Source organism: Mycolicibacterium anyangense, assembly GCF_010731855.1.
Classification (GTDB): Bacteria; Actinomycetota; Actinomycetes; order Mycobacteriales; family Mycobacteriaceae; genus Mycobacterium; species Mycobacterium anyangense.
This window is the reverse complement of the sequence record NZ_AP022620.1, coordinates 4866523-4891244: the sequence shown is the minus strand read 5'-3', so window position 1 is coordinate 4891244 and position 24722 is coordinate 4866523. Positions and strand designations below refer to the sequence as shown.

28 protein-coding genes are annotated in these 24722 nt (G+C 68.4%); 19 read left to right on the top strand and 9 right to left on the bottom strand.

Translation table 11 applies throughout. The features are described from left to right. Nucleotides 1-49: 49 nt before the first annotated feature. Nucleotides 50-1690 (top strand): DEAD/DEAH box helicase, encoded by a 1641-nt coding sequence (locus G6N35_RS23060; RefSeq protein WP_246224694.1) that lies wholly within the window; start codon nt 50-52, stop codon nt 1688-1690. Here the strand turns inward: G6N35_RS23060 and G6N35_RS23055 are convergent. Then, nucleotides 1687-2502, bottom strand: coding sequence for an HAD-IIA family hydrolase (locus tag G6N35_RS23055; protein WP_163806399.1), 816 nt, complete (start codon nt 2500-2502; stop codon nt 1687-1689). The genes G6N35_RS23060 and G6N35_RS23055 overlap by 4 nt on opposite strands. Before the next feature lie 60 nt (nt 2503-2562). Here G6N35_RS23055 and G6N35_RS23050 point away from each other — a divergent pair, with 60 nt between their 5' ends. From G6N35_RS23050 to G6N35_RS23030, 5 genes are read left to right on the top strand one after another with little or no spacing between them, the layout of a single operon-like run. Continuing rightward, nucleotides 2563-3483, top strand: a complete 921-nt coding sequence (locus G6N35_RS23050; protein ID WP_163806397.1) for an SDR family NAD(P)-dependent oxidoreductase — start codon at nt 2563-2565, stop codon at nt 3481-3483. Beyond that, nucleotides 3483-4709 (top strand): molybdopterin molybdotransferase MoeA, encoded by a 1227-nt coding sequence (gene moeA / locus G6N35_RS23045; RefSeq protein ID WP_163806395.1) that lies wholly within the window; start codon nt 3483-3485, stop codon nt 4707-4709. The genes G6N35_RS23050 and moeA overlap by 1 nt, the downstream gene beginning before the upstream one ends. A gap of 24 nt (nt 4710-4733) precedes the next feature. After that, nucleotides 4734-5447, top strand: coding sequence for a phosphatidylserine decarboxylase (locus tag G6N35_RS23040; RefSeq protein ID WP_163806393.1), 714 nt, complete (start codon nt 4734-4736; stop codon nt 5445-5447). A gap of 23 nt (nt 5448-5470) precedes the next feature. After that, on the top strand, nt 5471-6292 hold the full coding sequence (locus tag G6N35_RS23035; protein WP_163807879.1) for a CDP-alcohol phosphatidyltransferase family protein: 822 nt from the start codon (nt 5471-5473) through the stop codon (nt 6290-6292). 3 nt (nt 6293-6295) lie between these two features. Beyond that, nucleotides 6296-8506 (top strand): AAA family ATPase, encoded by a 2211-nt coding sequence (locus G6N35_RS23030; protein ID WP_163806391.1) that lies wholly within the window; start codon nt 6296-6298, stop codon nt 8504-8506. Between the two features lie 20 nt (nt 8507-8526). On the opposite strand, the gene G6N35_RS23025 is transcribed toward G6N35_RS23030, so the two are convergent. Next, nucleotides 8527-8982, bottom strand: coding sequence for an SRPBCC family protein (locus G6N35_RS23025; protein ID WP_163806388.1), 456 nt, complete (start codon nt 8980-8982; stop codon nt 8527-8529). 39 nt (nt 8983-9021) lie between these two features. On the opposite strand from G6N35_RS23025, the gene G6N35_RS23020 reads away from it, so the two are divergent. The 8 genes from G6N35_RS23020 to G6N35_RS22985 all read left to right on the top strand — a co-directional run bounded on the left by G6N35_RS23020 (nt 9022) and on the right by G6N35_RS22985 (nt 16724). Next, nucleotides 9022-9456 (top strand): DUF1707 SHOCT-like domain-containing protein, encoded by a 435-nt coding sequence (locus G6N35_RS23020; protein ID WP_246224478.1) that lies wholly within the window; start codon nt 9022-9024, stop codon nt 9454-9456. Nucleotides 9457-9668: 212 nt separating this feature from the next. After that, a complete protein-coding gene (locus G6N35_RS23015) occupies nt 9669-12566 on the top strand; it encodes a Na+/H+ antiporter subunit A (protein WP_163806387.1) in 2898 nt (965 codons plus the stop codon). Continuing rightward, nucleotides 12563-13033 (top strand): Na(+)/H(+) antiporter subunit C, encoded by a 471-nt coding sequence (locus G6N35_RS23010; RefSeq protein ID WP_163806385.1) that lies wholly within the window; start codon nt 12563-12565, stop codon nt 13031-13033. The genes G6N35_RS23015 and G6N35_RS23010 overlap by 4 nt, the downstream gene beginning before the upstream one ends. After that, entirely contained in the window at nt 13030-14631 is a 1602-nt protein-coding gene (locus G6N35_RS23005) for a Na+/H+ antiporter subunit D (RefSeq protein WP_163806383.1), read from the top strand. The genes G6N35_RS23010 and G6N35_RS23005 overlap by 4 nt, the downstream gene beginning before the upstream one ends. Further along, nucleotides 14628-15170: a Na+/H+ antiporter subunit E gene (locus tag G6N35_RS23000; RefSeq protein WP_163806380.1), complete on the top strand. Its 543-nt coding sequence runs from the start codon at nt 14628-14630 to the stop codon at nt 15168-15170. The genes G6N35_RS23005 and G6N35_RS23000 overlap by 4 nt, the downstream gene beginning before the upstream one ends. Beyond that, nucleotides 15167-15439 (top strand): monovalent cation/H+ antiporter complex subunit F, encoded by a 273-nt coding sequence (locus G6N35_RS22995; protein WP_163806378.1) that lies wholly within the window; start codon nt 15167-15169, stop codon nt 15437-15439. The genes G6N35_RS23000 and G6N35_RS22995 overlap by 4 nt, the downstream gene beginning before the upstream one ends. After that, nucleotides 15436-15795, top strand: a complete 360-nt coding sequence (gene mnhG / locus G6N35_RS22990) for a monovalent cation/H(+) antiporter subunit G (RefSeq protein ID WP_163806369.1) — start codon at nt 15436-15438, stop codon at nt 15793-15795. The genes G6N35_RS22995 and mnhG overlap by 4 nt, the downstream gene beginning before the upstream one ends. Further along, the gene (locus G6N35_RS22985) at nt 15792-16724 is read left to right on the top strand and encodes an SAM-dependent methyltransferase (RefSeq protein WP_163806368.1); all 933 of its coding nucleotides are present in this window, start codon (nt 15792-15794) and stop codon (nt 16722-16724) included. The genes mnhG and G6N35_RS22985 overlap by 4 nt, the downstream gene beginning before the upstream one ends. A 10-nt stretch (nt 16725-16734) precedes the next feature. On the opposite strand, the gene G6N35_RS22980 is transcribed toward G6N35_RS22985, so the two are convergent. From G6N35_RS22980 to G6N35_RS22955, 6 genes are read right to left on the bottom strand one after another with little or no spacing between them, the layout of a single operon-like run. Next, nucleotides 16735-17370 (bottom strand): LON peptidase substrate-binding domain-containing protein, encoded by a 636-nt coding sequence (locus tag G6N35_RS22980; protein WP_163806366.1) that lies wholly within the window; start codon nt 17368-17370, stop codon nt 16735-16737. After that, nucleotides 17367-17702, bottom strand: a complete 336-nt coding sequence (locus G6N35_RS22975; protein WP_163806364.1) for a hypothetical protein — start codon at nt 17700-17702, stop codon at nt 17367-17369. Before G6N35_RS22975 ends, G6N35_RS22980 begins: the two co-directional genes overlap by 4 nt. Before the next feature lie 19 nt (nt 17703-17721). Beyond that, nucleotides 17722-18876: a glutamate--cysteine ligase gene (locus G6N35_RS22970; protein WP_407664576.1), complete on the bottom strand. Its 1155-nt coding sequence runs from the start codon at nt 18874-18876 to the stop codon at nt 17722-17724. Next, a complete protein-coding gene (locus tag G6N35_RS22965) occupies nt 18857-19495 on the bottom strand; it encodes a superoxide dismutase family protein (protein WP_163806360.1) in 639 nt (212 codons plus the stop codon). Before G6N35_RS22965 ends, G6N35_RS22970 begins: the two co-directional genes overlap by 20 nt. 10 nt (nt 19496-19505) lie before the next feature. Further along, nucleotides 19506-19970, bottom strand: a complete 465-nt coding sequence (locus G6N35_RS22960) for a LytR C-terminal domain-containing protein (protein WP_163806358.1) — start codon at nt 19968-19970, stop codon at nt 19506-19508. A gap of 40 nt (nt 19971-20010) precedes the next feature. Further along, nucleotides 20011-20319 carry a nucleoid-associated protein NapA gene (locus G6N35_RS22955; RefSeq protein ID WP_059015596.1) on the bottom strand — a complete coding sequence of 103 codons (309 nt, stop codon included), beginning with the start codon at nt 20317-20319 and terminating at the stop codon, nt 20011-20013. Nucleotides 20320-20447: 128 nt separating this feature from the next. On the opposite strand from G6N35_RS22955, the gene G6N35_RS22950 reads away from it, so the two are divergent. The 3 genes from G6N35_RS22950 to G6N35_RS22940 are packed head-to-tail and all read left to right on the top strand — an operon-like array spanning nt 20448 to nt 22777. Next, nucleotides 20448-21041: a peptide deformylase gene (locus G6N35_RS22950; protein WP_163806356.1), complete on the top strand. Its 594-nt coding sequence runs from the start codon at nt 20448-20450 to the stop codon at nt 21039-21041. Beyond that, nucleotides 21041-21943: an N-acetylglutamate synthase, CG3035 family gene (locus G6N35_RS22945; RefSeq protein WP_163806354.1), complete on the top strand. Its 903-nt coding sequence runs from the start codon at nt 21041-21043 to the stop codon at nt 21941-21943. Before G6N35_RS22950 ends, G6N35_RS22945 begins: the two co-directional genes overlap by 1 nt. 18 nt (nt 21944-21961) lie before the next feature. Further along, nucleotides 21962-22777 (top strand): exodeoxyribonuclease III, encoded by an 816-nt coding sequence (locus G6N35_RS22940; protein ID WP_163807877.1) that lies wholly within the window; start codon nt 21962-21964, stop codon nt 22775-22777. A gap of 51 nt (nt 22778-22828) precedes the next feature. Here the strand turns inward: G6N35_RS22940 and G6N35_RS22935 are convergent, their stop codons facing one another. Then, on the bottom strand, nt 22829-23845 hold the full coding sequence (locus G6N35_RS22935) for an NADP-dependent oxidoreductase (protein WP_163806352.1): 1017 nt from the start codon (nt 23843-23845) through the stop codon (nt 22829-22831). A gap of 102 nt (nt 23846-23947) precedes the next feature. On the opposite strand from G6N35_RS22935, the gene G6N35_RS22930 reads away from it, so the two are divergent. Together G6N35_RS22930 and G6N35_RS22925 are read left to right on the top strand one after the other, a co-directional pair. Next, nucleotides 23948-24268 carry a hypothetical protein gene (locus G6N35_RS22930; protein ID WP_163806350.1) on the top strand — a complete coding sequence of 107 codons (321 nt, stop codon included), beginning with the start codon at nt 23948-23950 and terminating at the stop codon, nt 24266-24268. A 91-nt stretch (nt 24269-24359) separates the two neighbouring features. Next, nucleotides 24360-24716, top strand: coding sequence for a hypothetical protein (locus tag G6N35_RS22925; RefSeq protein WP_163806348.1), 357 nt, complete (start codon nt 24360-24362; stop codon nt 24714-24716). Nucleotides 24717-24722 lie beyond the last annotated feature (6 nt).

Sequence of the window (24722 nt, the reverse complement as noted above, 5' to 3'; positions counted from 1 at the left end):
AGAGGATGCGCCCAGCACCCAGGCTTTGCGGGGCTGGCAGCGGCGAGCGATGGTGAAATACCTCACCGCCAAGCCGCGCGACTTCCTGGCGGTCGCCACTCCGGGCGCCGGAAAAACCACCTTCGCCCTGCGTATCGTCGCCGAACTGCTGGCCGAGGGCACCGTCGAGACGGTCACCATCGTGGTGCCCACCGAGCACCTGAAAATCCAGTGGGCGCAGGCGGCGGCGCGACATGGCATCGCGCTGGACCCCAAGTTCTCCAACTCCAACTCGCAGACCTCCAGCGACTACCACGGCGTCGTGGTCACCTACGCCCAGGTGGCCAGCCACCCCACCCGGCACCGGGTGCGCACCGAGAACCGCAGGACCCTCGTCGTCTTCGACGAGATCCACCACGGCGGTGATGCCAAGAGCTGGGGCGACGCCATGCGCGAGGCGTTCGACGACGCCACCCGCCGGCTCGCGTTGACCGGTACGCCGTTCCGCAGCGACGACAGCGCCATCCCCTTCGTCAACTACGAGGTCGGGCCCGACGGGTTCGCCCGCTCGCAGGCCGACCACGTCTACGGCTACTCCGAGGCGCTGGCCGACGGGGTGGTCCGGCCGGTGATGTTCATGGCCTATTCCGGCGAGGCGCGGTGGCGCGACAGCGCCGGCGAGGAACACGCGGCACGCCTCGGCGAACCGCTGACCGCCGAGCAGACGGCGCGGGCCTGGAAGACGGCACTCAACCCGGCCGGCGAGTGGATGCCCGCGGTGATCGCCGCCGCCGACACCCGGCTGCGCGGTCTGCGGCAGCATGTCCCCGACGCCGGCGGCATGATCATCGCCTCGGATCAGACCGCCGCCCGGGCGTATGCCGACCTGCTGCTCAAGATCACCGGTGAGGCCCCGACCGTGGTGCTCTCCGACGACCCGGGCGCGTCCGACCGCATCTCCCAGTTCTCGGCCGCGACGTCGCGCTGGATGGTGGCCGTGCGCATGGTCTCCGAAGGGGTCGACGTGCCCCGGCTGGCGGTCGGCGTCTACGCCACCAGCGCGTCGACCCCGCTGTTCTTCGCCCAGGCGATCGGCCGGTTCGTGCGCTCGCGGCGCCCCGGCGAGACGGCGTGCATCTTCCTGCCCTCAGTGCCCAACCTGCTGCTGCTGGCCTCCGAGATGGAAGCCCAGCGCAACCATGTGTTGGGCAAACCGCACCGCGAGACCGAGGGCGATCCGCTCGATGCCGAACTGGCGGCGCAGAAGCGCGACGAGCCCGACGAGAACGAGAACAAGATCGAGTACCTCGGCGCCGACGCCGAACTGGATCAGGTGATCTTCGACGGCTCGTCATTCGGCACCGCGACCCCGGCGGGTAGCGAGGAGGAGGCCGACTATCTCGGCATCCCCGGCCTGCTCGACGCCGAGTCGATGCGAGATCTGTTGCGGCGCAGGCAAGAAGAACAACTGACCAAGCGCACTGCCAGCGGTGAGGTGCCCCGGCCGTCAACGCACGGCCAGCTGAGAGATCTACGTCGCGAGCTCAACACCCTGGTATCGCTGGCCCACCACCGAACCGGCAAGACGCACGGGCAGATTCACAACGAACTGCGGCAGATCTGCGGCGGGCCGCCAGTAGCGGCAGCCACCCGCGATCAGCTCAAGGCGCGCATCGAAGCTGTACGCGGCCTCACCGCGCGTCCGGGCTAGAGACCCAACAGCTCGGGAAGGTCCGCCACCGAGTCCAGCACATAATTGGGCTGCATCGCGAATTCGTCTGCCGCCCAACGATCCAACGTGACCTGGCGGAACTTTCCGGTGCGCACCAGCACGCCGGTCATCCCGACCACCTGGGCGGCCAGCACGTCGTTGTTGAGGTCGTCGCCGACCATGTACATCTCGTCGGGGTCCACTCCGAGTCGCGTCGCTGCCGCCAGGAACCCGGCCGGTGCCGGCTTACCGACCGCCATCGCCTTGCGGCCACTCGCCTGCTCCAACCCGATCAGATACATCCCGGTATCGACGCGCAGTCCATCGGTGGTCTCCCACGCGGTGCTGCGGTGCATGGCCACCACGGGCACGCCCTGGGTCATCCATTCGTAGACGCGCGACAGCGTGCGATGGTTGTATTCGGGACCGGCTCCGCCGAGGATGATGACATCCGGTGTGCCGGGATCGGCTCCGTCGTCATAGACCACCGAGTCGACGATCTCGATGCCCGGCATGTCATCGGTGATCTGGCCGTCGTTCACCAGGAAGCAGCGCGCGTCCGGATAGTTCGACCGCACATAGTCGGCGGTCAGCACCGCCGCGGTGATCACTTCGTCGGGTCGCACGTTCATCCCCGCCGTACACAGCGCCGCGGCGATCTGCTGACGGGTACGCGTGGTGGTGTTGGTCAGGAAGGACCGCGCGATCTGGTGCTCGGTGAGCACCGCCAGCGTCTCGGCCGCACCTGGGGTCGGCTCCCAGGATGTGACCAGCACGCCGTCGATGTCGAACAACACACCACCGATCGCCATACCGCGAACAGTAAACGGCCGCGGCATGGACGCAAGTTGGGCCGCCGTATCGTCTGACACATGACCGGCAGCAGGTGGACCGCGGCCGACGTTTCCCCGCAGCACGGGCGCGTCGCCGTGATCACCGGCGCCAACAGTGGGATCGGCTTCCAGACAGCCATCGTGCTCGCCGGCCGGGGCGCGAAAGTCGTGATGGCGGTGCGCAATCTCGACAAGGGCCGCGCTGCCAGGGAGCAGATCTTGGCGACCGTACCCGCTGCCAAGGTGAGCCTGCAGCAGCTGGACCTGGCCTCGCTGGAGTCCATCCGGGCCGCGGCCGAGGCACTGCGCTCGGAGTATCCGCGCATCGATCTGCTGATCAACAACGGTGGCGTGGCCTGGACGTCCAAGCAGACCACCCGCGACGGCTTCGAGCTGCAGTTCGGCACCAACCACCTGGGGCACTTCGCGCTCACCGGCCTGCTGCTCGACACCCTGCTGCCCGTGCCGGGTTCGCGCATCGTGACGGTGTCCAGCCTGGCCCACGGCACGCTGGCCGACATCGACTTCGATGACCTGCAGTCCGCCCGCCGCTACAGCCGCATCCCGGCCTATGCCCGCTCCAAGCTGGCCAATCTGCTGTTCACCTATGAACTGCAGCGCCGGCTCGGCCAGGCCGCCGCGGGCACCATCGCGGTGGCGGCCCACCCGGGCGTCTCCTACACCGAGCTGGGCCGCAACCTGCCGTCGATCCTGCAGCCGGCCACCCGGTTCATCGGCCCGCTGATCCTGCAGAGCGCCGCGATGGGTGCGCTGACCCTGCTGCGGGCGGCCACCGATCCGGATGTCCGGGGCGGCCAGTACTACGGCCCGGACGGGACCGGCGAACGTCGCGGCTACCCCGTCGTCGTGCAATCCAGCACCCGCTCCCACGATCTCGACCTGCAGCGCCGACTGTGGTCGGTGTCCGAAGAGCTGACCGAAGTGAGGTTTCCGATCTGATGCGCACCGTCGAAGAACACCAGCGGGTGGTCGCCGAGCTGATCGCGGCCAGGAGCCCGGTCACCGTGGGGCTGGCCGAGGCCGAGGGGCGGGTGCTCGCCACCGACGTCGCGGCGCCGCTGTCCCTGCCGGTATTCGACAACTCGGCGATGGACGGCTATGCGGTGCATGCCGAGGACATCGCCGGCGCCGACGCCGACCATCCCGTGAAACTGCCTGTGGCCGAGGATATTCCGGCCGGGCGCACGGACCCGTTGACGTTGGCGCCGGGAACTGCGCACCGCATCATGACCGGTGCACCGGTGCCGCACGGAGCCACCGCCGTCGTCGCCGTCGAACTGACAGACGGCGGCACCGACACCGTCGAGATCCGGACCTCGGCCAAGCCGGGCCAGCACATCCGGCTGGCCGGTGAGGACGTCACCGCCGGGACGGCGGTACTGCGCGCCGGACAGCTGGTGACTCCGGCGGCGCTGGGACTGGCAGCGGCGCTGGGCCTGGGGCAGCTGACGGTGCTGCCGCGGCAACGCGTGCTGGTGATGTCCACCGGCTCCGAACTGGTCTCGGCCGGAACCGAACTCAAGCCCGGACAGATCTACGAGTCCAACGCGATCATGTTGGCGGCGGCCGTGCGCGAAGCCGGCGGCGAGGTGGTGGCCACCCCGACATCCAGCGACGACGTCACCCAGTTCAGCGCCGTGCTGGAGGGTTATGCCGGGCAGGCAGACCTGATCATCACCTCCGGTGGCGTCAGCGCCGGTGCCTACGAGGTGGTCAAGGACGCTTTCGGGGGCTCGGCCGACGGTCACCGGCCCAGCGGCTCCAGTGCGGTGGAGTTCGTGAAGGTCGCCATGCAACCCGGTATGCCGCAGGGCGCGGGGCGCATTCACGGGACACCGATCATCACGCTGCCCGGCAATCCGGTCAGCGCGCTGGTGTCCTTCGAAGTGTTCGTCCGTCCCGCGCTGCGCGCGGCGATGGGCCTGCCGGATCCGAACCGCCCGCGGCGCAATGCCGTGCTGACCGAGGATCTGAGCTCCCCGAAGGGCAAGCGTCAGTTCCGTCGTGGCGTCTACGACGCAGCCAGCGGCACGGTCACCACCTATGGCCCCCCGGCCTCGCATCACCTGCGGTGGCTGGCCTCGGCCAACTGCCTGCTGGAGATCGCCGAGGATGTCACGCAGGTGGCCGCCGGCGAACAGGTGCAGCTGTGGGACCTCTCGTAGCGCGACGTCAGTAGAATCACGCCGATGGCCAGACGCCCCCGCACAGCGGAAGACAACCTGAAGTCCGGCCCGCAACGGCTGGTCGCGCTGGTGCGCTCCTCGGTTCCGCCGGTCCACCCCGCCGGCATGCCCTTCATCTCGGCCGGTCTTGCGGTCGCTGCCCTGGGCCGCAAGAACCGCTGGGTTCGCCGGGCGGGCTTGGCGGCCGCTGCGGCCAATGCCGGCTTCTTCCGGCATCCCCCACGCACCCCACCGACCCGGGCCGGCGTTGTCGTCGCCCCCGCCGACGGGCTGATCTGCCTGGTCGAGGAGGCCGAACCGCCGGTTGAGCTGGGCCTGCCCGCGGGTCCGGTACCCCGGGTGAGCATCTTCCTGTCGCTGCTCGACGCCCACGTCCAGCGCACACCGGTGGGCGGTGAGGTGCTCGACGTGCAGTACCGGCCCGGCAGTTTCCATTCGGCCGATCTGGCGGCGGCCAGCGAGGACAATGAACGCAACAGTGTGCTGATCCGCACGCCGGAAGGACAAGACGTGGTGGTCGTGCAGATCGCCGGCCTGATAGCGCGCCGCATCGTCTGTGACGTGCGAGCCGGCGACAAGGTCGCCATCGGCGACACCTACGGGCTGATCCGCTTCGGCTCGCGCCTGGACACCTACCTTCCCGCGGGATCGCAGATCCTGGTCGAGCCCGGTCAGCGGGCTCTGGCCGGCGAGACGGTATTGGCGCAGCTGCCGTGATCAAACCCGGGCGCCCGGCCGCGATGCGGATCCTGCCGAGCGCGACGACCGTGCTGGCGATCTGCGCCGGGCTGACGTCCATCAAGTTCGCCCTGGATCAGCGCCCGCATATCGCCCTCGCCCTGATCGGGGCCGCGGCGGTGCTCGACGGCATCGACGGCGGTATCGCCCGCGCGCTGGACGCCCAGTCCCGGATGGGTGCCGAGATCGACTCGCTGGCCGACGCGGTGAACTTCGGGGTAGCCCCGGCGCTGGTGGTGTACGTGACTCTGCTGCCGACCTCGCCGGTCGGCTGGATCTTCGCGTTGCTCTACGCGGTGTGCATCGTGTTGCGATTGGCCCGCTTCAACGCGCTGCTCGACGATGACACCCGGCCCGCCTACACCCGTCAGTACTTCACCGGCATGCCCGCGCCGTGCGGTGCGGTCGGGGTGATCGGCCCGCTCGCGGCGATGCTGCAGTTCGGGCACGGCTGGTGGACCTCGACGTGGTTCGTCTGCTTCTGGTTCGCCGCCAATGCCGCGCTGCTGATCAGCCGGGTGCCGACGCTGGCGCTCAAGTCGGTGTCCATGCCGCCGAACGCCGCACCGATCCTGCTGATCCTGATCGCCGCTGCCGCGGCCGCACTGCTGTTGTTCCCCTACATCCTGATCTTGCTGATCATCGTGGGTTATCTGTGCATCATCCCGTTCACGATCCGCAGCCAGCGCTGGGTGGCCGCTCATCCCGAGGCCTGGAATGACAGGCCGCGCCAGCAGCGCGCCGCGCGACGCGCCATCCGCCGCGCCCAACAGCCCAACCGCCGCTCGATGGCACGGCTGCGACTGCGTAGGCCGGGTGACTGAACCATGTCCGATCTCGATGTCACCGGCCCACCGCCGCCGGCGTCCAGCCTGGCGCTGACGGCGCGGCTGAACACCTCGGCCCTGGACTCCCGGCGCGGCGTTGTACGGCTGCATCCCGAGGCCATTGCCGCACTGGGCATCCGGGAATGGGATGCGGTGTCGCTCACCGGTTCTCGCACCACCTCCGCCGTCGCCGGGATCGCACCCGCGGACACACCGGCCGGGACGGCTCTGCTCGACGACGTCACGCTGTCCAACGCGGGCCTGCGCGAGAACACCACCGTGCTGGTGTCGGCGGTGACGGTGTATGGGGCACGCTCGGTGACGCTGCGCGGCTCTACGCTGGCCACCCAGTCGGTGTCGTCGGCCACCTTGCGCCAAGCATTGCTGGGCAAGGTGATGACGGTCGGCGACACGGTTTCCCTGCTGCCCCGCGACCTCGGCCCGGGCACGTCCACCTCGGAGGCCAGTTCAGCACTGGCATCCTCGGTCGGCATCACCTGGACCTCTGAGCTGCTGACGGTGACCGGCACCGATCCGGCCGGACCGGTGAGTGTGCAACCGAATTCATCGGTCACCTGGGGGGACGGCGTCACACCGTCATCGCCTCCCGCGGGCCAGGGCGCGGCGGTCAGCCCACCGATGGTGTGGCCGGAATCGCCACCGGTCTCGATGGACGATCTCAAGGGCCAGCACGTGCAGGCGGGCCGGCTCACCGAGTGGCTCAAGCTGGCGCTCGACGAGCCTGCCCTGCTGGAAAAGCTTGGCGCCAAACCGAATCTGGGTGTGCTGATCACCGGCCCGGCCGGGGTGGGCAAAGCGACCCTGGTGCGGGCAGTGTGCGCCGGACGCCGGCTGGTCGAACTCGACGGCCCGGACACCGGGGCGCTGGCCGCCCCGGATCGGCAGCGGGCGGTGGCCGAGGCGGTCACCACGGTGTGCGACGGGGGCGGTGTCCTGCTGGTCACCGATATCGACGCGCTGCTGCCCACACCACCCGAGCCGGTCGCGACGATGATCCTGGCCGAGTTGCGCAAGGCGGTGGCTGCGCCGGGGGTGGCACTGGTGGCCACCTCTCAGCAGCCCGACGCTCTCGACACCCGGCTGCGCGCACCGGATCTGTGTGACCGCGAAGTCGGGTTGAGCCTGCCCGACGGCGCCACCCGCAAGGCGCTGTTGGAGGTGCTGCTGCGTGACGTGCCGGCCGTGGACCTCAACCTCGACGAGATTGCCGACCGCACACCAGGTTTCGTGCGCGCCGATCTGGCTGCGCTGGTACGTGAGGCGGCGCTGCGCGCGGCGGCGCGGGCCAGCGAGGACGGCAAGCCGCCGGCTCTTGTTCAGGACGACCTCAAGGGCGCACTGAGCGTCATCCGCCCACTGTCCCGGTCGGCCACCGAGGAGGTGTCCGTCGGATCGGTGACCCTCGAAGACGTCGGCGACATGGTTGCCACCAAACAGGCGCTGACCGAGGCGGTGCTGTGGCCGCTGCAGCATCCGGATACCTTCGCCCGCCTCGGCGTGGAACCGCCCAAGGGTGTGCTGCTCTACGGGCCGCCCGGCTGCGGCAAGACGTTCGTGGTGCGCGCGTTGGCCAGCTCCGGCCGGTTGAGCGTGCACGCCGTCAAGGGTGCCGAACTGATGGACAAGTGGGTGGGCTCGTCAGAGAAGGCCGTCCGCGAATTGTTCAGGAGGGCAAGGGATTCTGCCCCGTCGCTGGTGTTCCTCGACGAAATCGACGCGCTGGCCCCGCGACGCGGTCAGAGTTTCGATTCCGGCGTGACCGACCGGGTGGTGGCCGCGCTGCTGACCGAGCTGGACGGTATCGAACCGCTGCGTGACGTCGTCGTGCTCGGCGCGACCAACCGCCCCGATTTGATCGACCCGGCATTGCTGCGACCCGGCCGGCTGGAGAAGCTGGTGTTCGTCGAGCCGCCGGATGCCGAGGCGCGCAAGGAGATCCTGCGGACCGCTGGCAAGTCCGTGCCGCTGTCGCCGGAGGTGGACCTCGAGGCGCTGGCCGGCGAGTTGGACGGCTACAGCGCGGCGGACTGTGTGGCGCTGCTGCGCGAGGCCGCGCTGACGGCGATGCGCCGCTCCATCGATGCAGCCGATGTCACCGCCGACGATGTGGCCAAGGCCCGGCAGACCGTACGGCCCTCGCTCGATCCGGCCCAGGTCGAGTCGCTGCGGGAGTTCGCCGCCGGGCGGTGAACGCGCGGCGCCCTCAGCGGTCAGCTCGACGGGTCGCCTTCGGTGATCGCGGCCAGCCGGTCTATCGAGGCGCGCAGCTTGTCGGTCGTCGTGGCCAAGGCCCGCTCCATCCGCTTGGTATCGGTGAGGTTCGTCCAGTCGTAGGTGTGGGTGACCAGGGTCCGGCCGTCGTCGATGGGCTGCAGTTCCCACCGCCAGAGGTGACCGGGCGGTGTCGCACCGACCTCGGACGGCCGCCAGGCGATGAGCCGGCCCTCGGTGAACTCGACCACGTGATTCTCGCGAACGACACCCTGCTTGAGCGTCATGGTGAAGACTTCGCCCGCGGAATGGACCCGCTGGCCTGTCGGGGCGTGCCCGAGGTTGTCGTTGCCGTCCCACTCCGGCTGGCGCGCCGGGTCGGCGATGAGTTCGAAGATCCGGGCGGCAGGGGCGGCGATCTCCCGGCTGGCACTGACGGTGCGGTGTTCGGTCACCCGTTCATTCAACACAACCGTTGACAGTCCAGTAGCGACATGTCAACGTTGGACGGTATGAATACCGCGATAGCCCGCGTCGGCGACCACGACCGCGCCGCCACGGCGGACCTGCTGTCACACGCCCTCGCCCAGGGATACTTCGACCTCGCCGAGTACGACACCCGCCTCCAGTCGGCCTTCGCCGCCCAGACCACCGACGACCTGCGCCGCGTCGTCGCCGACCTGCCGGTCGAGCACCTGCGCCGCACCGATCCGCGGCGTGCGGCGGCCATCAGGAAAGCGGCCCGGGCCTCGGTGCGCATTCATCTGACGGCGTACCTCGCGATGGTCGCGATCGTGTTGACGGTCTGGCTCGCGGTGGCCCTGACGGCAGGCGCCTGGTACTTCTGGCCGATCTGGCCGATCCTCGGTGGCGGCATCGGATTGGTCGGGCACAGCCTTCCGGTCCGCAACCACTGCCGTTCCAGATAGCGAAAGAGGCTGCGACACAGGCTCTTTAAGTAGCATTCACACACCACCCCAACAACCGAGGATTATGCGGCAGGGTCAACAACGTAGACTGGACCACAAGACCTAGCCGAAAAACTTGGCTGACACCCCGACCGACCAGTGGATCACCGGCGCCCTCAGCGCCGAACAGATCACGACGCGCACCCCGCGCGTCCGAAACGAACCGGAGTGCCATGCTCGTCATCCTGCTCGCGCACGCGATCGCCGCCGCCGTGGCGCCGGTCCTCGTGCACCGCTGGGGACGGCTGGCCTTCTACCCTCTGGCACTCGTACCGGCAGCATCGCTGAGCTGGGTGGTACTGAACTGGCCACCCGCTGGCGGTCCGGTGCCCACCGTCGACATCCCGTGGGTGCCCGAACTGTCGATGAACATCACGCTGCGCTTCGACACCCTCGCGGCGGTGATGAGCGTGCTGGTCCTGGCCATCGGTGCGCTGGTGCTGTTCTACTGCGCGGAGTACTTCCACCACCGCGACGGCCACACCGAAAACCGGCTACCCAGCTTCGCGGCCGAACTGGTCGGGTTCTCCGGGGCCATGTTCGGCCTGGTGGTCGCCGACAACATGCTGCTGCTCTACATGTTCTGGGAACTGACCACGGTGTTGTCGTTCCTGCTCGTCGGCCACTACGCCGAGCGTGCCACCAGCCGACGCGCCGCGATGCAGGCGCTGCTGGTCACCACCGCGGGCGGGCTGGCGATGCTGGTCGGCATCGTCATCCTCGGCCACTACTCCGGGACCTACCTGCTCTCCGAACTGGTGGCCGCACCGCCGCACGGCACCGCTGTCGCGATCGGCGTCGTGCTCGTGCTCGTCGGCGCCGTCTCCAAGTCGGCCCTGGTGCCCTTCCATTTCTGGCTTCCCGGCGCCATGGCCGCACCCACCCCGGTCAGCGCCTACCTGCACGCGGCCGCCATGGTCAAAGCCGGCGTCTACCTGATCGCCCGGCTTACGCCCGGCTTCGCCGACTCACCCGGGTGGCGGCCGACGGTCATCACCCTGGGCATTGTCACCATGCTGCTGGCCGGCTGGCGCGCCGTGCGCGAGAATGACCTCAAACTCATCCTGGCCTTCGGCACCGTCAGTCAACTCGGGTTCATCTCGGTGATGGTGGGCGCCGGCGGGCAGGACATGATGCTCGCCGGCCTGGCCATGCTGTGTGCCCACGCTCTGTTCAAGGCGACGCTGTTCATGGTGGTCGGCGTCATCGACCACTCCACCGGCACCCGCGACATCCGGCGGCTGGCCTGGCTGGGTCAGCGGATGCCGGTGCTGTTCGTCATCGCCGCCGGGGCCACCGCGAGCATGGCGGCCCTGCCGCCCTTCCTCGGCTTCGTCGCCAAAGAAGCCGACTTCGAGACCCTCGCCCACAGCGAGTCACTCGGACCGTGGGCTCCGGTCGTGCTGGCCGGAGTGGTCGCGGGGTCGGTGTTCACCACCGTCTACAGTCTGCGTTTTCTGTGGGGAGCCTTCGCGCGCAAGGGTTTTCAGGGTCCGAGTTCGCTGGTGGCCAACCTGCACCGGCCGGCAGCGGCCTTCCTGGTCTCCCCCGCCATCCTGGCCGCGGCTGGTCTGTTCTTCGGGCTGGTGCCCAGCCCGCTGGACCACACCCTCGACGACTACGCCGACAGCCTGCCCGCCGCAGGCGCCGCCGACGGCGGATACACCCTGGAGTTGTGGCACGGGTTCGGACTGCCGGTGGCGCTGTCGGCTCTTGTCCTCACCGTCGGTGTGCTGGCATTCTTCGGACGCGACCGGTTGCAGCGGGCCCGGCTGGGCCGCTACCGGCCGCTGGCCAACGCCGACCGGGTGTACGACGCGATCATCCGTGGTGCCGACGTGCTCTCGGTCCGTCTGACGGCGGTCACCCAGCGCGGGTCGATCCCGGTCACGCAGTCGGTCATCCTGGCCACCCTGGTGCTGCTTCCCATTACGGTCCTGATCTTCGGTACCCGTGACCGCCCGAATTTCCGATTGTGGGACTCCCCCATACAACCCGTGGTCGGCCTGCTGATCCTGGCCGCCGCGGTGGCGGCGACCGTGATGCGCAACCGGTTGGCGGCAGTGCTGCTGGTGGGCATCACCGGCTACGGCTGCGGCGTGATCTTCGCCCTGCACGGCGCCCCCGACCTGGCGCTCACCCAGTTCCTGGTGGAAACCCTCACGCTGGTCATCTTCGTGCTGGTGCTGCGGACCCTGCCCGCCGAAGCTGAAGAGGCGGCGGCCAAGCGGTACCGACTGCCCAAGGTGCTGATCGCCCTGGCGGTGGGTGCAACGGTCACCACATTGGCGGTGTTCGCCAAGGCGGCCCGCAGCACCACCGGAATCGCCGAGCTGCTGCCCGACGCCGCCTACTTCCGCGGCCACGGCGCCAACACCGTCAACGTGCTGCTGGTCGACATCCGCGCCTGGGACACCCTCGGCGAGATATCGGTGCTGGTGGTCGCCGCGACCGGGGTCGCGTCGCTGGTGTTCCGCAACCGCCGATTCGGTTCGGCGCCAAGGGTTTCCGATGCCGGTCAGCCCGACATCGGCCAGCTGCCACCGCTTCCGTACAGCCCGGCGGTCAGCGACACCACTTGGCTTCGGGGCAGCGAACTACGTGACCCCCGCTACCGCTCGCTGGTGCTCGAGGTGGCCACCCGCCTGATCTTCCCGCTCATCATGGTGCTGTCGGTGTACTTCTTCTTCACCGGCCACAACACCCCCGGCGGCGGGTTCGCCGGCGGGCTGACGGCCGGGCTGGCCCTGGTGCTGCGCTATCTGGCGGGCGGCCGTTACGAACTCGGCGAGACGCTGCCACTGGACGCGGGCAAGATCCTGGGCTTCGGCCTCGTGCTGTCGGCGGGAACTGCGGTGGCCTCGATGCTGCTGGGCGCTCCGGTGCTGTCCTCGGCGGTGGTCACACTCGACGTCCCCCTGCTCGGCACCGTCAAGTTCGTCACCGCCCTGTTCTTCGACCTCGGGGTGTACCTGATCGTGGTGGGACTGGTCCTCGACGTGCTGCGCAGCCTCGGCGCCCGCATCGACGTCGAGATGGCCGAGGCACCGGCGAAGGTGGCGGTCCGATGAACACCTACCTCGTTCCGCTGATCATCATCGGTGGGCTCACCAGTTGCGGTGTGTACCTTCTGCTGTCGCGCAACCTGACCCGGATGTTGTTGGGACTCTTGCTCGTCGGCAATGCGGTCAATCTGCTGATCCTGACCGTTGGGGGCCCGTCGGGCAATCCACCGGTCCGCGGGCGCACCAGCGGATCGGAGACCACCACGGCCGATCCCCTGGCGCAGGGCATGATCCTGACCGCCATCGTCATCGCCATGGGCATCGCCGCCTTCGTACTCGCCCTGACCTACCGGTCGTTCCGGTTGACCACCGAGGAGGACGTCGAGAACGATCCCGAGGACACCCGGGTGTCCAAGCTGTCCGACGAGGAGGCCTCCTCGATCGACGAGGACACACCGGAGCCCGTGGCGGCCCGCGATACCGACGAGCCCGACGAACTCGACGCACTACCCGGGCATGCGGGGTCACGATGAGCCTCTCGGGTGTGCTGATGCCGCTGCCGGTACTGATTCCCCTGTTGGCGGCCGCGCTGACGCTGGTGGCCGGCCGGCGGCCACGATTGCAGCGGCTACTCACGGTGGTCGCACTGAGCGCGGTGCTGGCTGTATGCGCGGTGCTGGTCTACCTCACCGATCGGGACGGCACGCAGGCACTGCACGTCGGCGGCTGGGGCCCGACCGACGCCGGTCTGGGGCCACTGGGAATCACACTGGTGGCCGACCGGCTTTCGGCCCTGATGCTCGTGGTGTCGGCGATCGTGCTGCTGGCCGTGGTGTTCTACGCCATCGGGCAGGGTATCCGCGACGGCGACGACCGCCAGCCGGTGTCGATCTTCCTGCCTACCTATCTGGTGCTGTCCGCCGGCGTGTGTACCGCTTTCCTGGCCGGCGACCTGTTCAATCTGTACGTCGGTTTCGAGGTGCTGTTGTCGGCGAGCTTCGTGCTGCTGACCATCGGCGCCAGCAAGGAGCGGGTGCGGGCCGGGATCTCCTACGTGATGGTCTCCATGGTGTCGTCACTGATCTTCCTGATCGGGCTGGCGCTGATCTACGCCGCCACCGGGACCCTGAACATGGCCGAGCTGTCGCTGCGACTGGACAGCGTCAGCAGCGGTACCCGCGGCGCCCTGTTCGCGGTGCTGCTGGTCGCCTTCGGCATCAAGGCCGCGGTGTTCCCGCTGTCGGCGTGGCTGCCCGACTCCTACCCCACCGCGCCTGCCCCGGTCACCGCGGTGTTCGCGGGCCTGCTCACCAAAGTCGGTGTGTACGCGATCATCCGCACCCACTCGCTGCTGTTTCCCGGCGGCGGCCTGGACAACGTCCTGCTCGTCGCCGCGCTGCTGACCATGGTGGTCGGCATCCTCGGTGCGATCGCGCAGAGCGACATCAAACGTCTGCTGTCGTTCACCCTCGTCAGCCACATCGGCTACATGGTGTTCGGGATCGCGCTGTCGAGCCGGCTGGGCATGTCGGGAGCCATCTACTACGTGGCGCACCACATCGTGGTCCAGACCACGCTGTTCCTGGTGGTCGGACTCATCGAACGGCAGGCCGGCGCGTCCACCCTGCGCCGCCTCGGCGGGTTGGCCGCCGCCAGCCCGCTGCTGGCGTTCGTCTTCATCGTCCCTGCGCTCAATCTCGGTGGCATACCGCCGTTTTCCGGCTTCATCGGTAAGGTCGCGCTGCTGGAGGCGGGCGCCCAGAGCGGCTCCGTGCTGGCCTGGCTGCTGGTCGCCGGCTCGGTGGTGACCAGTCTGCTGACCCTCTACGTGGTGGCTCGGGTGTGGACCAAAGCGTTCTGGCGGGCCCGCGTCGACGCGCCGGAGGGTGCGATGGCCGACTCGGCACCGTCAGCTCTGCTCGAGCACTACTCACAGGACGTCGCCTTCGTCGACCGCGACGACGTCGGCCGGATGCCGATCGGAATGGTAGTTCCGACAATGAGTTTGATCGCCGTCGGGTTGGCCCTGACGGTGGCCGCGGGCCCACTCTTCAGCTACAGCGATCGGGCCGCCGATGAAGTGCTGGACCGCGGTCAGTACATCAGCGCCGTACTGGGGGCCCGCCCATGAGGACGTTATTGCTGAAGGTCTGGGTCGTGGTCTGGCTGGTCCTGGTCTGGCTGCTGTTGTGGGGCACGATCTCGGTGGCCAACGTGCTCTCGGGGTTGGCCGTGGCACTGCTGATCACCCTGCTGTTGCCGCTGCCGGCGGTCCCGGTGCAAGGCAAAGTGCATCCGCTGTCGCTGCTGTGGCTGGCGCTCAATGTGGCGTGGTGGTTGGTGGAGTCCTCGACACAGGTGGCCTGGCTGGCACTGCGGCCGGGCCGCCCCCCGCTGTCCGCCGTCCTGCGGGCGAGGTTGGCGCTGAAGTCGGATCTGGTCCTGGCGTTGGGCGTCAACATCATGAACCTGACCCCCGGCACGATTGTCCTGGAGATCGACCAGACCCGCCGACTGGTGTACGTCCACGTGCTCGACGTGGGTTCGCAACGCTCGGTCGACCGGTTCTATCGGCAGGCCGCCAAGCTGGAGCGGCTGCTGGTGGCCGCCTTCGAGCGGGACTCCGAATGGCGACCGGCGGCAAGCGAATCCGAGGGGGTGACGCCGTGACGATCGTATGGGTGCTGGCCGGCACGATGCTGATCGCGGCGGCGGCGGTGACGATGATCCGGTTGCTCGCCGGGCCCAGCACACTGGACCGGTTGGTCGCCGTCGACACGATGGTGGCGGTCACGATGTGCGGGATCGGCACCTGGGCGGCCTACACGCTGGACACCACCGTCACCTACAGCCTGGCCGCACTGGCCCTGATCAGCTTCGTGGGATCGGTGAGCGTGGCCCGTTTCCGGGTGCCCGACGTGGATCGGCCCGAGCAATGAACACCGCCCTGGACATCCTGACCGCGGTGCTGGTGCTCGGCGGTTCGGCACTGGCGCTGACGGCGGCCATCGGCGTGGTTCGCTTCCCCGACACACTGACCCGCATGCACGCCGCCACCAAACCCCAGGTGTTGGGTCTGCTGCTGGTCCTCGGTGGCGCGGCGATCCGGCTGCGGGGCAACGTCGACATCGGCATGATCATCCTGACCGGCATCTTCACCCTGATCACGGCTCCCGTGGTGGCACACCGGGTGGGTCAGCTGGCCTACCGCGAGCAGAACATCCGTGATGATCTGCTGACCACCGACGAGATTCGGGATCACAGCGAAGGTGACGGTGTAGACAGGAAGTCGTGAGCCGCCACGATGACGACACCTGGGACATCACCGAAGGGGTCGGCGCCACCGCGCTGACCGTGGCGCGGGCGCGGGCCGCCGAGTCCGACGCGCACTGCCCGCTCTACACCGATCCCTACGCCCACTTCTTCATCGAAGCGGCCGCCGAGTCCGGGTGGCAGCCGGCGTTCACCGAGGAGACGCTGGCCCATATCGGCAAGGCCGACGATCAGGTGCTGGCCCGGATGAAGACCATGGCCGCCTATATCGCGTCGCGCACCAAGTACCTCGACGAGTTCTTCACCACCGCGGGCGCGAACGGTCTGGACCAGGTGGTGATCCTGGCGGCCGGACTGGATACTCGGGCCTGGCGACTGCCGTGGATCAGCGGCACCACCATCTACGAACTGGACCAACCCAAGGTGCTCGAGTTCAAGGAGCAGGTTCTGCGCCGGCACAATGCGCGGCCGGCGACGGCGTACGTCTCGGTGCCGGTAGACCTGCGTCATGACTGGCCGCAGGCGTTGCAGCAGAGCGGTTTCGATGCGTCCCGCCCGACGGTGTGGTGCGCCGAAGGACTGCTGCCCTACCTGTCGGCCCGCGATCAGGACCTGTTGTTCGAGCGCATCGACGAGCTGAGCGCCGAAGGCAGCCGGTTGGCCGTCGAAGCCTTCGGGCGCGATTTCTACTCACCGGAGTTGATGGAACGCCGCCGAGAGCGGATGGCTCAGGCGCGGCAGGCAGCCGCCGACGCGGGTATCGACGAGATTCCCGACACCGCGGCGCTGTGGTACATCGAGGCGCGGACCGACGTGGCCGACTGGCTCACCGATCGCGACTGGGAGGTGGAAACCATCGACGCACCGGATCTGATGGAGCACTATCAACGTCCTCCCGCCGACCCCGACGTAGTGCCGGACACCACGTTCGTCGCCGCCAGCAAGATCTGACCGGCCCTCGCTACTCCTCGGCGATCTGGAATTCCACCATCGCCGCAACGGTTTCGAGCGCATCCACGAACACGTCGACCCGCTCGGCCAGCGTCGGTGCGGCCAGCAGCGCGTAGCGGTCGGCCTGGCCCATGGGCACCCGGGAGGCAAGGGCGTAGATGTGCCGGGCGGCGTCGTCGGCAACCTCGGGGTCGACCGCGAGCGCATCCGGACGTAACTGCGCCCCGCGGGCACTCACGATCCGTTCGAACAGCGCGAGAATACGATCGACCACCTCACCGATGCGCTCCGGACCGACCGGCGGACCCGGCTCGTCGGGCCAGGGCTCGATGACAGCCCGGGGGTACGGATCGTCGGATAGCCACTGCGTCACCCGGATACGTTCCGACACAACGGCATTCAGCTGATATTGACCCATGCCCTGGTCGGCGTATTCGGCGATGCGGGCCAGGGCGCCGATATCGCTGCGCACATCGCCACCACCGACCTCCCGGCCACGGGTGATCAGCACGACGCCGAAGGCCGGATCATCGGTGGCCAGGCAGTCCTGTACCAGCTGCGAGTAGCGCGGTTCGAAGATCCGCAGCGGCAGGATCTCACCCGGCAGCAGGGCGGACTGCAACGGGAACATCGGTTGCGGGTTCATCGCAGGCCCTGCCCGATCAGGATGTCGCGCACCGGGGCGCTGGGGTCGACGAAGGTGCACAGCGCGGAGGCCACGCCAACCCACACCTCGGGGTTGAGGCCGATCAGCTGATTGCCCTTCTCGCCGATGGCCTTGATCACCGCGCGGCGGGTGGCGTCGTCCATGGCCAGGTACTGCCGGCACGTGGTGCTGGACAGATCCGCCGGTGCCAGCGGCTTGCCCGCCTGACCCGGCACCGCGACCGGAGCGCCGGGAATCGGCTCGGCGCAGCCCGCACCGGCCAGCACCAGCACGGCCGTCAGGACTGCGAGCCCCACCCGCTGACGTGTCATGCCGCGCCTCCTCATCAGGCTAGATGTCGAGCTCGGCCACCAGCGAGTCGACCACGGCATGCAGGTCGCCGCCGTTCTCGTCGGCTACCCGGTGCTGACGCTGATACGACGCACCGCGGCGCGGAATTTCGGCCACCGCCGCCAGTTCGTCGGCGCAGTGCAGTGATTCGGCCACCGGAGCCAGCCGTGTCAGCAGGTCGTCGAGATCCTCGGTGACCAGCCGTTCGTTGCTGTCGGCGTCGAGGATGATGATGGCATCCAGGCCGTAGCGCGCTGCACGCCATTTGTTCTCCTGAACGTGCCAGGGCGGCATGACGGGCAGCTGTTCTCCGGCGTCCAGCCGACGGTCCAGGTCGACGATCAGGCAGTGCGTCAGGGCCACCAGCGCCGAGAGCTCACGCACATTGGACACCCCGTCGAAGATGCGGACCTCGACGGTGCCCAGGTGCGGGGAAGGCCTGATGTCCCAACGCACTTCGTTGATGTGGTCGATGATGCCGGTCTTCTTCTGGTCGTGCACGAACTCCTCGAACTGCCGCCACGTCTCGAACTGGAACGGCAGGCCGGCGGTCGGCAACTGCTGGAACATCATCGCCCGGTTGCTGGCGTAGCCGGTGTCCTCCCCCACCCAGAACGGCGAGGACGCCGACAGCGCCAGCAGGTGGGGGTAGTAGTTGAGCAGCGAGGAGATGATCGGCATGACCTTGTGCGCCGAGGAGATCCCGACGTGCACGTGCACACCCCAGATCAGCATCTGCCGTCCCCACCACTGGGTGCGCTTGATCAGCTCGGCGTAGCGGGGAGCATCGGTGAGCTTCTGCGAGGACCATTCGGCGAACGGGTGGGTTCCCGCGCAGAACAGGTCCATCCCACGCTCCCGGACCGCGCCGCGCACCTCACGCAAGGTCGAACTCAGGTCTGCCATCGCCTCGTCGACGGTGTCGCACACTCCGGTGACGATCTCGACGGTGTTGCGCAGCAGTTCCTTGTGCACGTGCGGGTTGTCGCCGAGATCGGCGATCACCGCGGCGGCCCCGTTGCTCAGGTCGCGGGTCTTGGCGTCGACGAGCGCGAACTCCCACTCGACGCCGAGGGTGGGCCGAGGCGAACCGGCGAAGTCGATACGCGTAACGGCGCGCTTACCAGCGGTGGGGCTACCCGGAGCTGAGGACACCGCACGCCACCCGCTTACCAGCGGTCTGGTCGGCTGCAGTCGTGTCGGACTTGTCATAGATGACGATGGCCGACTTGTCGCCGTCGAGCAGCTGCTCTTCCTTGAACGCGTCCGTTGTGGTGACAAGCGTTCCGGTGCCGTCAGCCTTCACCTGCAGCGGCACCAGCGGGCCGGTCGGGCCCGCGGGAGCGATCGGGTCGCCGGCCGACAGGAAGTCGCCGGGGTTGCCGCCGGCTGGGCCCACCGAGTTGGGCTCGCACTTGCCGACGGAGGTCAGCTGCAGGTTGTGCAGGCCGGGGGCCAGCTTGCCCGCGCCAGTGGTCTGCACGGTCACCGTGGCGTACTTCTCGGTGAATTCGACAGTGGCCGCAGCGAGCTGGGAACCGTCCACCCCGGTGATGACCGCGTTGAGGGTCTTGGTCACCTCGGTGACCTGCTCGGGACCCGTGCTGTGGCCCTCGGCCTGGGCCGAGGGATCGGGCGAGCCGGTCCACACCGGCGGGGTGGTGCCGGGCTGCGTGGCAACCGGCTCATTCGGCGAACAGGCCGTCAGCAACGCGACGGGAGCAACGAACAGGACGGCGGTGGCGATCTTCGCCTGGCTGACGGACGTGACCATGCCCCGAACTCTATCCCGTCACCAGAACGATCACGCCCGGTGGCTGCTCGGCGATTTCGGGGATTCGTGGCGCGACGGGTGCGTTGAGCACCTTGGCGACCGCTTCGGCCGCCTGCTGCTCGCCATCGGTGGAACCGAAGTACACCGTAGTGGCGGTCACCGACGGTGCGGACAGGTTGCTGGTCTCGGTCACATTCCAGCCGGCCTCTTTGAGCCGGTCGCCGATCCGGCCTGCGCCCCCTTCCTCACCGCCGACGTTGAACACCCGCACGTCGGCCTTGGCGGCCGCCGTCGAGGTCTTGGTGGCGCTCGTGGTGGGGGTCACCGTGCGCACCGACGACGTGTCGTCGCTGGAGTCACTACCCGAACCCATCGCCTGGAAGCCGACGAGAAGGAAGATGACGCCCAGGAACAGCAACACCATCACCATGGCCCGCAGGGGCAGGCCCGAGGAATCGGGAACGCGCTCGTTCATCGGCCCCACCTTAGCCAGCGACGGCCGTCAACCCGAAAAATCAGGGAACCTCGAAGCCCAGCCGGCGGGCCGCACGCGCCTTCTGACGGCTGGCCCGAAGCCTGCGCAGACGCTTGACCAGCATCGGGTCCGCTGCGAGCGCCTCGGGGCGATCGACCAGTGCGTTGAGCACCTGGTAGTAGCGGGTTGCCGACATCGAGAACAGTTCCTTGATGGCTTCTTCTTTGGCTCCGGCGTACTTCCACCACTGCCGTTCGAAGGCCAGGATGTCGTATTCACGGCGAGTCAGCCCCTCGGGCAGGTCAGCGTCGTCGTTGGAGCGCTCAGCCCGTGCCATGGCGCCGTCCATTTCGCTCTGTGGACCCTTTCGCAAAGTTCTGACCGTGAGACATCCGTGTGTTGGCGTCATTCAATCACGCTGACGTCGGTTGGGTCGGCAGCCGAGCCCGCGCGTCGGCTGACTTAAGCTTGCCGATCATGGCAGTCAGACCAATTGTGATTTTGGGTGATCCCGTCCTGCACAACCCGACCAGCCCGGTGCCGGTCGGAGCCGACGGTTCTCTGCCCGCGGATCTGGCCGATCTGATCAAGGACATGTACGACACGATGGACGCGGCCAACGGTGTCGGTCTGGCGGCCAACCAGATCGGCGTGGGCAAACGGCTGTTCGTCTACGACTGCGCCGATGACCGCGGCCAGACCACCCGGCGGCGCGGGGTGGTGATCAACCCGGTGCTGGAAACCTCGGAAATCCCCGAGACGATGCCCGACCCGGACAACGACGACGAAGGATGCCTGTCGGTTCCCGGCGAGTCCTTTCCCTGCGGACGGGCGACCTGGGCCCGGGTGACGGGCCTGGACGCCGACGGCCAGCCCGTCACGCTCGAGGGCAACGGTCTGTTCGCCCGGATGCTGCAACACGAGACGGGACACCTCGACGGTTTCCTCTATGTCGACAAGCTGATCGGCCGTCACGCCAGGGCCGCCAAGAAGGCTGCCAAGCGCAACGGCTGGGGTGTCCCCGGCCTGTCCTGGATGCCCGGCGAGGTGCCTGACCCGTTCGGTCACTGATGGCCGGCCTTCCGCCGGTCGGCGCCCGGGTCAGCATCCGCTACCGGCTGCCGGCGGGAAGCGCACCGCCGATGACCGACGTGATCGGCCACGTGCAGTCCCTGGATCCGGTGGTGCTGCGGACCAAATCCGGCGAGGTCGTCACGATCACCCCCGCCGATATCGTCGCCGTACGTGAGCTCAGCGACCGCCCGGTCCGCGCCTCGGAGATCCGGGCCCTGGAGCACGCCGCTGCACTGGCCTGGCCTGGAACCGAACAGCACTGGCACGACGGCTGGTTCCTGCGAGCTGGTGGCGGCTACACCAGCCGGGCTAATTCTGCTGTGCCACTCGATGTTTCGGCCACCATCGCCGGCATCGGGGCGGTGATCGACTGGTATGGCGAGCGCGGCCTGGAGCCCTGGCTGGCGCTGCCCGACCGGCTCCTGCCGGTGCGCACCGCCGGTATCAAGCGCACCCGGGTGATGGTGTGCGACCTGACCGAGACGAATACCGATGCGGCCGTGGACTTTCAGGACCACCCGGACGCGTCCTGGCTGGCGCGCTATGAGCGCGACGTGCCGGTGGAGGTGCTGACCGCCGTCATCGACGGCGAGGTGACCTTCGCCTCGATCGCGGGTGTGGCGGTGGGCCGCGGAGCGGTGACGTCCGCGCCGGACGGCACCCGCTGGCTGGGAATCTCCGCGGTGCGCGTCGGCGAGCCACACCGTCGCCGTGGCCACGCCCGGGCGCTGTGCCGTGCGCTGCTGGGCTGGGGTGCACATCACGGCGCGGACCGCGGCTACGTGCAGGTGCTGGACGACAATGCCGGTGCGACCGCGCTGTACAGCGGGTTGGGCTTCGTCCTGCACCACCATCAGCGCTACGTCGAAGCGCGGTCGGTGCTCGGTCGTACGCTGTAGCCCATGCCCGCCGACGCCCTGCGAATCGCCACCTGGAACGTCAACTCCATCCGCACCCGGGTGGGCCGCGTAGTGGACTGGCTCCAGCGCGGCGACGTCGACGTGCTGGCCATGCAGGAGACCAAGTGCTCTGACGACCAGTTCCCCACCATGCCGTTCCTGGAGGCCGGCTACGAGGTGGTGCACTGCGGGTTCAACCAGTGGAACGGGGTGGCGATCGCCTCCCGCGTCGGCCTGGAGGACGTGCAGGTGGGTTTCGACGGCCAGCCGTCCTGGAGCAAGGACGGGGTGGATGCCAAGGCCGAGGCCAGGGCGTTGGCGGCCACCTGCGCCGGGGTGCAGGTGTGGAGCCTGTACATCCCGAATGGCCGTACCCTCGACGATCCGCACTACCAATACAAATTGGAATGGCTTGCCGCCCTGCGTAATACGGCCGATTCATGGCTGCAGCGCGATCCGGCAGCGCAGATCGCCTTGGTCGGCGACTGGAACATCGCGCCCACCGACGAGGATGTGTGGGACATCTCGGTCTTCGAGAACTCCACCCACGTCTCGGCGGCCGAACGGACGGCTTTCGACGCGTTCGCCGCGACCCGGTTCACCGACGTGGTTCGCCCGTTCACCCCGGGCCCCGGCGTCTACACCTACTGGGACTACACCCAGCTGGCGTTCCAGAAGCGCCGCGGCATGCGGATCGACTTCATCTTGGGCTCACCGGCTTTCGCCGAGCGCGTGGTGCACGGCGAGATCGTGAAAGACGAGCGCCGCCCGGGCAAGAAGGGCGACCCGGCCCCCAGCGATCACGCGCCGGTGCTGGTCGATCTGCAGCGTTGATTCAGAACTCACGCACACGTTGTGCGAGTGCAACTCGGCGTGACGTCTGACTCAACGTTGGGGTTCGTGGACCTTCACCAGCATCTTGCCGATGTTGGCCCCGGTGAAGAGGCCGTTGAGGGCGTCGACGCAGCGTTCGAGTCCGTCGTAGACGGTCTCGCGGTGTACCAGCTTGCCCTCGGCCTCCCAGCGGCGAAGGTCGGCGTAGGCCTGTTCGAAGCGGTCCCACATGTCCAGCGCATTGAAGCCCTCCATCGAGGCGCTCTTGGCCAATAGGTTCACGTAGTTCGACGGGCCGGGATGCTCACCGGTGAGATAGCTGGAGATGACGCCGCACAGCACCACGCGCGCCCGCATGGCCAGCCGGCCCAGCACGGCGTCGAGAATGGGGCCACCGACGTTGTCGAAATAGACGTCAACCCCCTTGGGGCAGTGCTGCTTCAGGGCGGCGCGCACGTCGTCGTTCTGGTAGTCGATACAGGCGTCGAAGCCGAAGTCCTCGACCACCGTCGTGCACTTCTGCGGGCCGCCGGCGATGCCGACCACCCGGGCGCCGGCGATCTTGGCGATCTGCCCGGCCACCGACCCGGTGGCGCCGGCGGCCGCCGAGACCACGACCGTCTCGCCGTCGCGCGGGCGGCCGATGTCGGTCATGCCGAAGTAGGCGGTGGCACCGGTCGGGCCGTAGATGCTCATCACCGCCTCCTGGTCGCTGCCGGCCTGCACCGGGGTGCTGAAGATGTCGTCGCGGATGATCACGTAGTCCTGGAAACCGGTCAGGGTGGTGACGACGTCACCGACTGTGAACGCATCGCAGCGGGTCTGCACGACTTCACCGATGCCTGCCGCGCGGATCACCTCGCCGATCTGCACCGGCGGCAGATAGCCCGGCTGGTCGTTGAGCCAGGTGCGCGCGGCGGCGTCCAGGCCGACGTAGGTGGTGCGCAACAGCGCCTCGCCCTCGGCCAGTTCCGGGGCGGGGGTGCTCACCAGCTCGACGTCGTCGGGCTTCACCAGACCGTCCGGGCGGCGGCGCAGCAGGATCTGGCGATTGGTCAGCGCGGGCACGCTGAGTGAAGCTACCGAAGGCGAAGGCACCGTCGTGGCCCGTTTCCACCCATCGAGACGCCGCGCGAACTGTGGCCGCGAGGTAAACATTGGGCTAATCACATGGCCGGCTTCGGGCCGGCACGCAAGGATTGTCGGGTGGCATCGTTTGTTTCCGTCTATGTCGATTGGGCCGCCGCCCTGGAGCAGGTCAGCGCGGCTGCAGCCGAACTGCCGTTACCCGCGGGGGTCCAGCGGGCCGAAGTTGTGCCGGCAGGAGACACCTTCGGCTGTCGGGTGGCGGTCGATCTGACGGGCGACTTCGACGAACAGCGCGACGGCCCCCGCATCGCCCGGGCGTATGCGGCACGCTTGTCCGAGGCGGTCGGCGTGCCGGTGTTCGCATTGCACGACCTGATCCTCGCCGGCCGTTCGGATTGGTGAGTCGGCGCCGTCTCCCGGGCGTCACGTCGTGTTCGCACTCGGATGATCTGCTGTCGGAGTAGGTCGGCCGCAGTGCGAAGTGGGGACTTTGATGAGTTCGGACATCCTCATCCCGAAGAGCACCGCACATCAGACATTGACGTGTATCGAGGCGCTCATCGAGTTCTACCGTCGGCAGACGCCGGCGCCCGCGGCCCGCACGATCGGTGATCTGATCGAATTCCGGGACGTGATGTCCCAGAGTGTGCGGGCATCTCGTGATCGGACCACCCGGGTGGCGGCGGTGACGCTGGTCCGGATCGCCGATCGGCTGACCGCGTCCGCTCAGGCCGAGGTCGGCCCCGACGAGATGCAGGCCGCGCTGTGGCGCATGGCCGGGCGGCTGGATCGGTGGGTCACCGAAGCAACCCCGGCGCCGGCGCCGGCGCGGGCGGCGGCGAAGAAGTAGCGCACG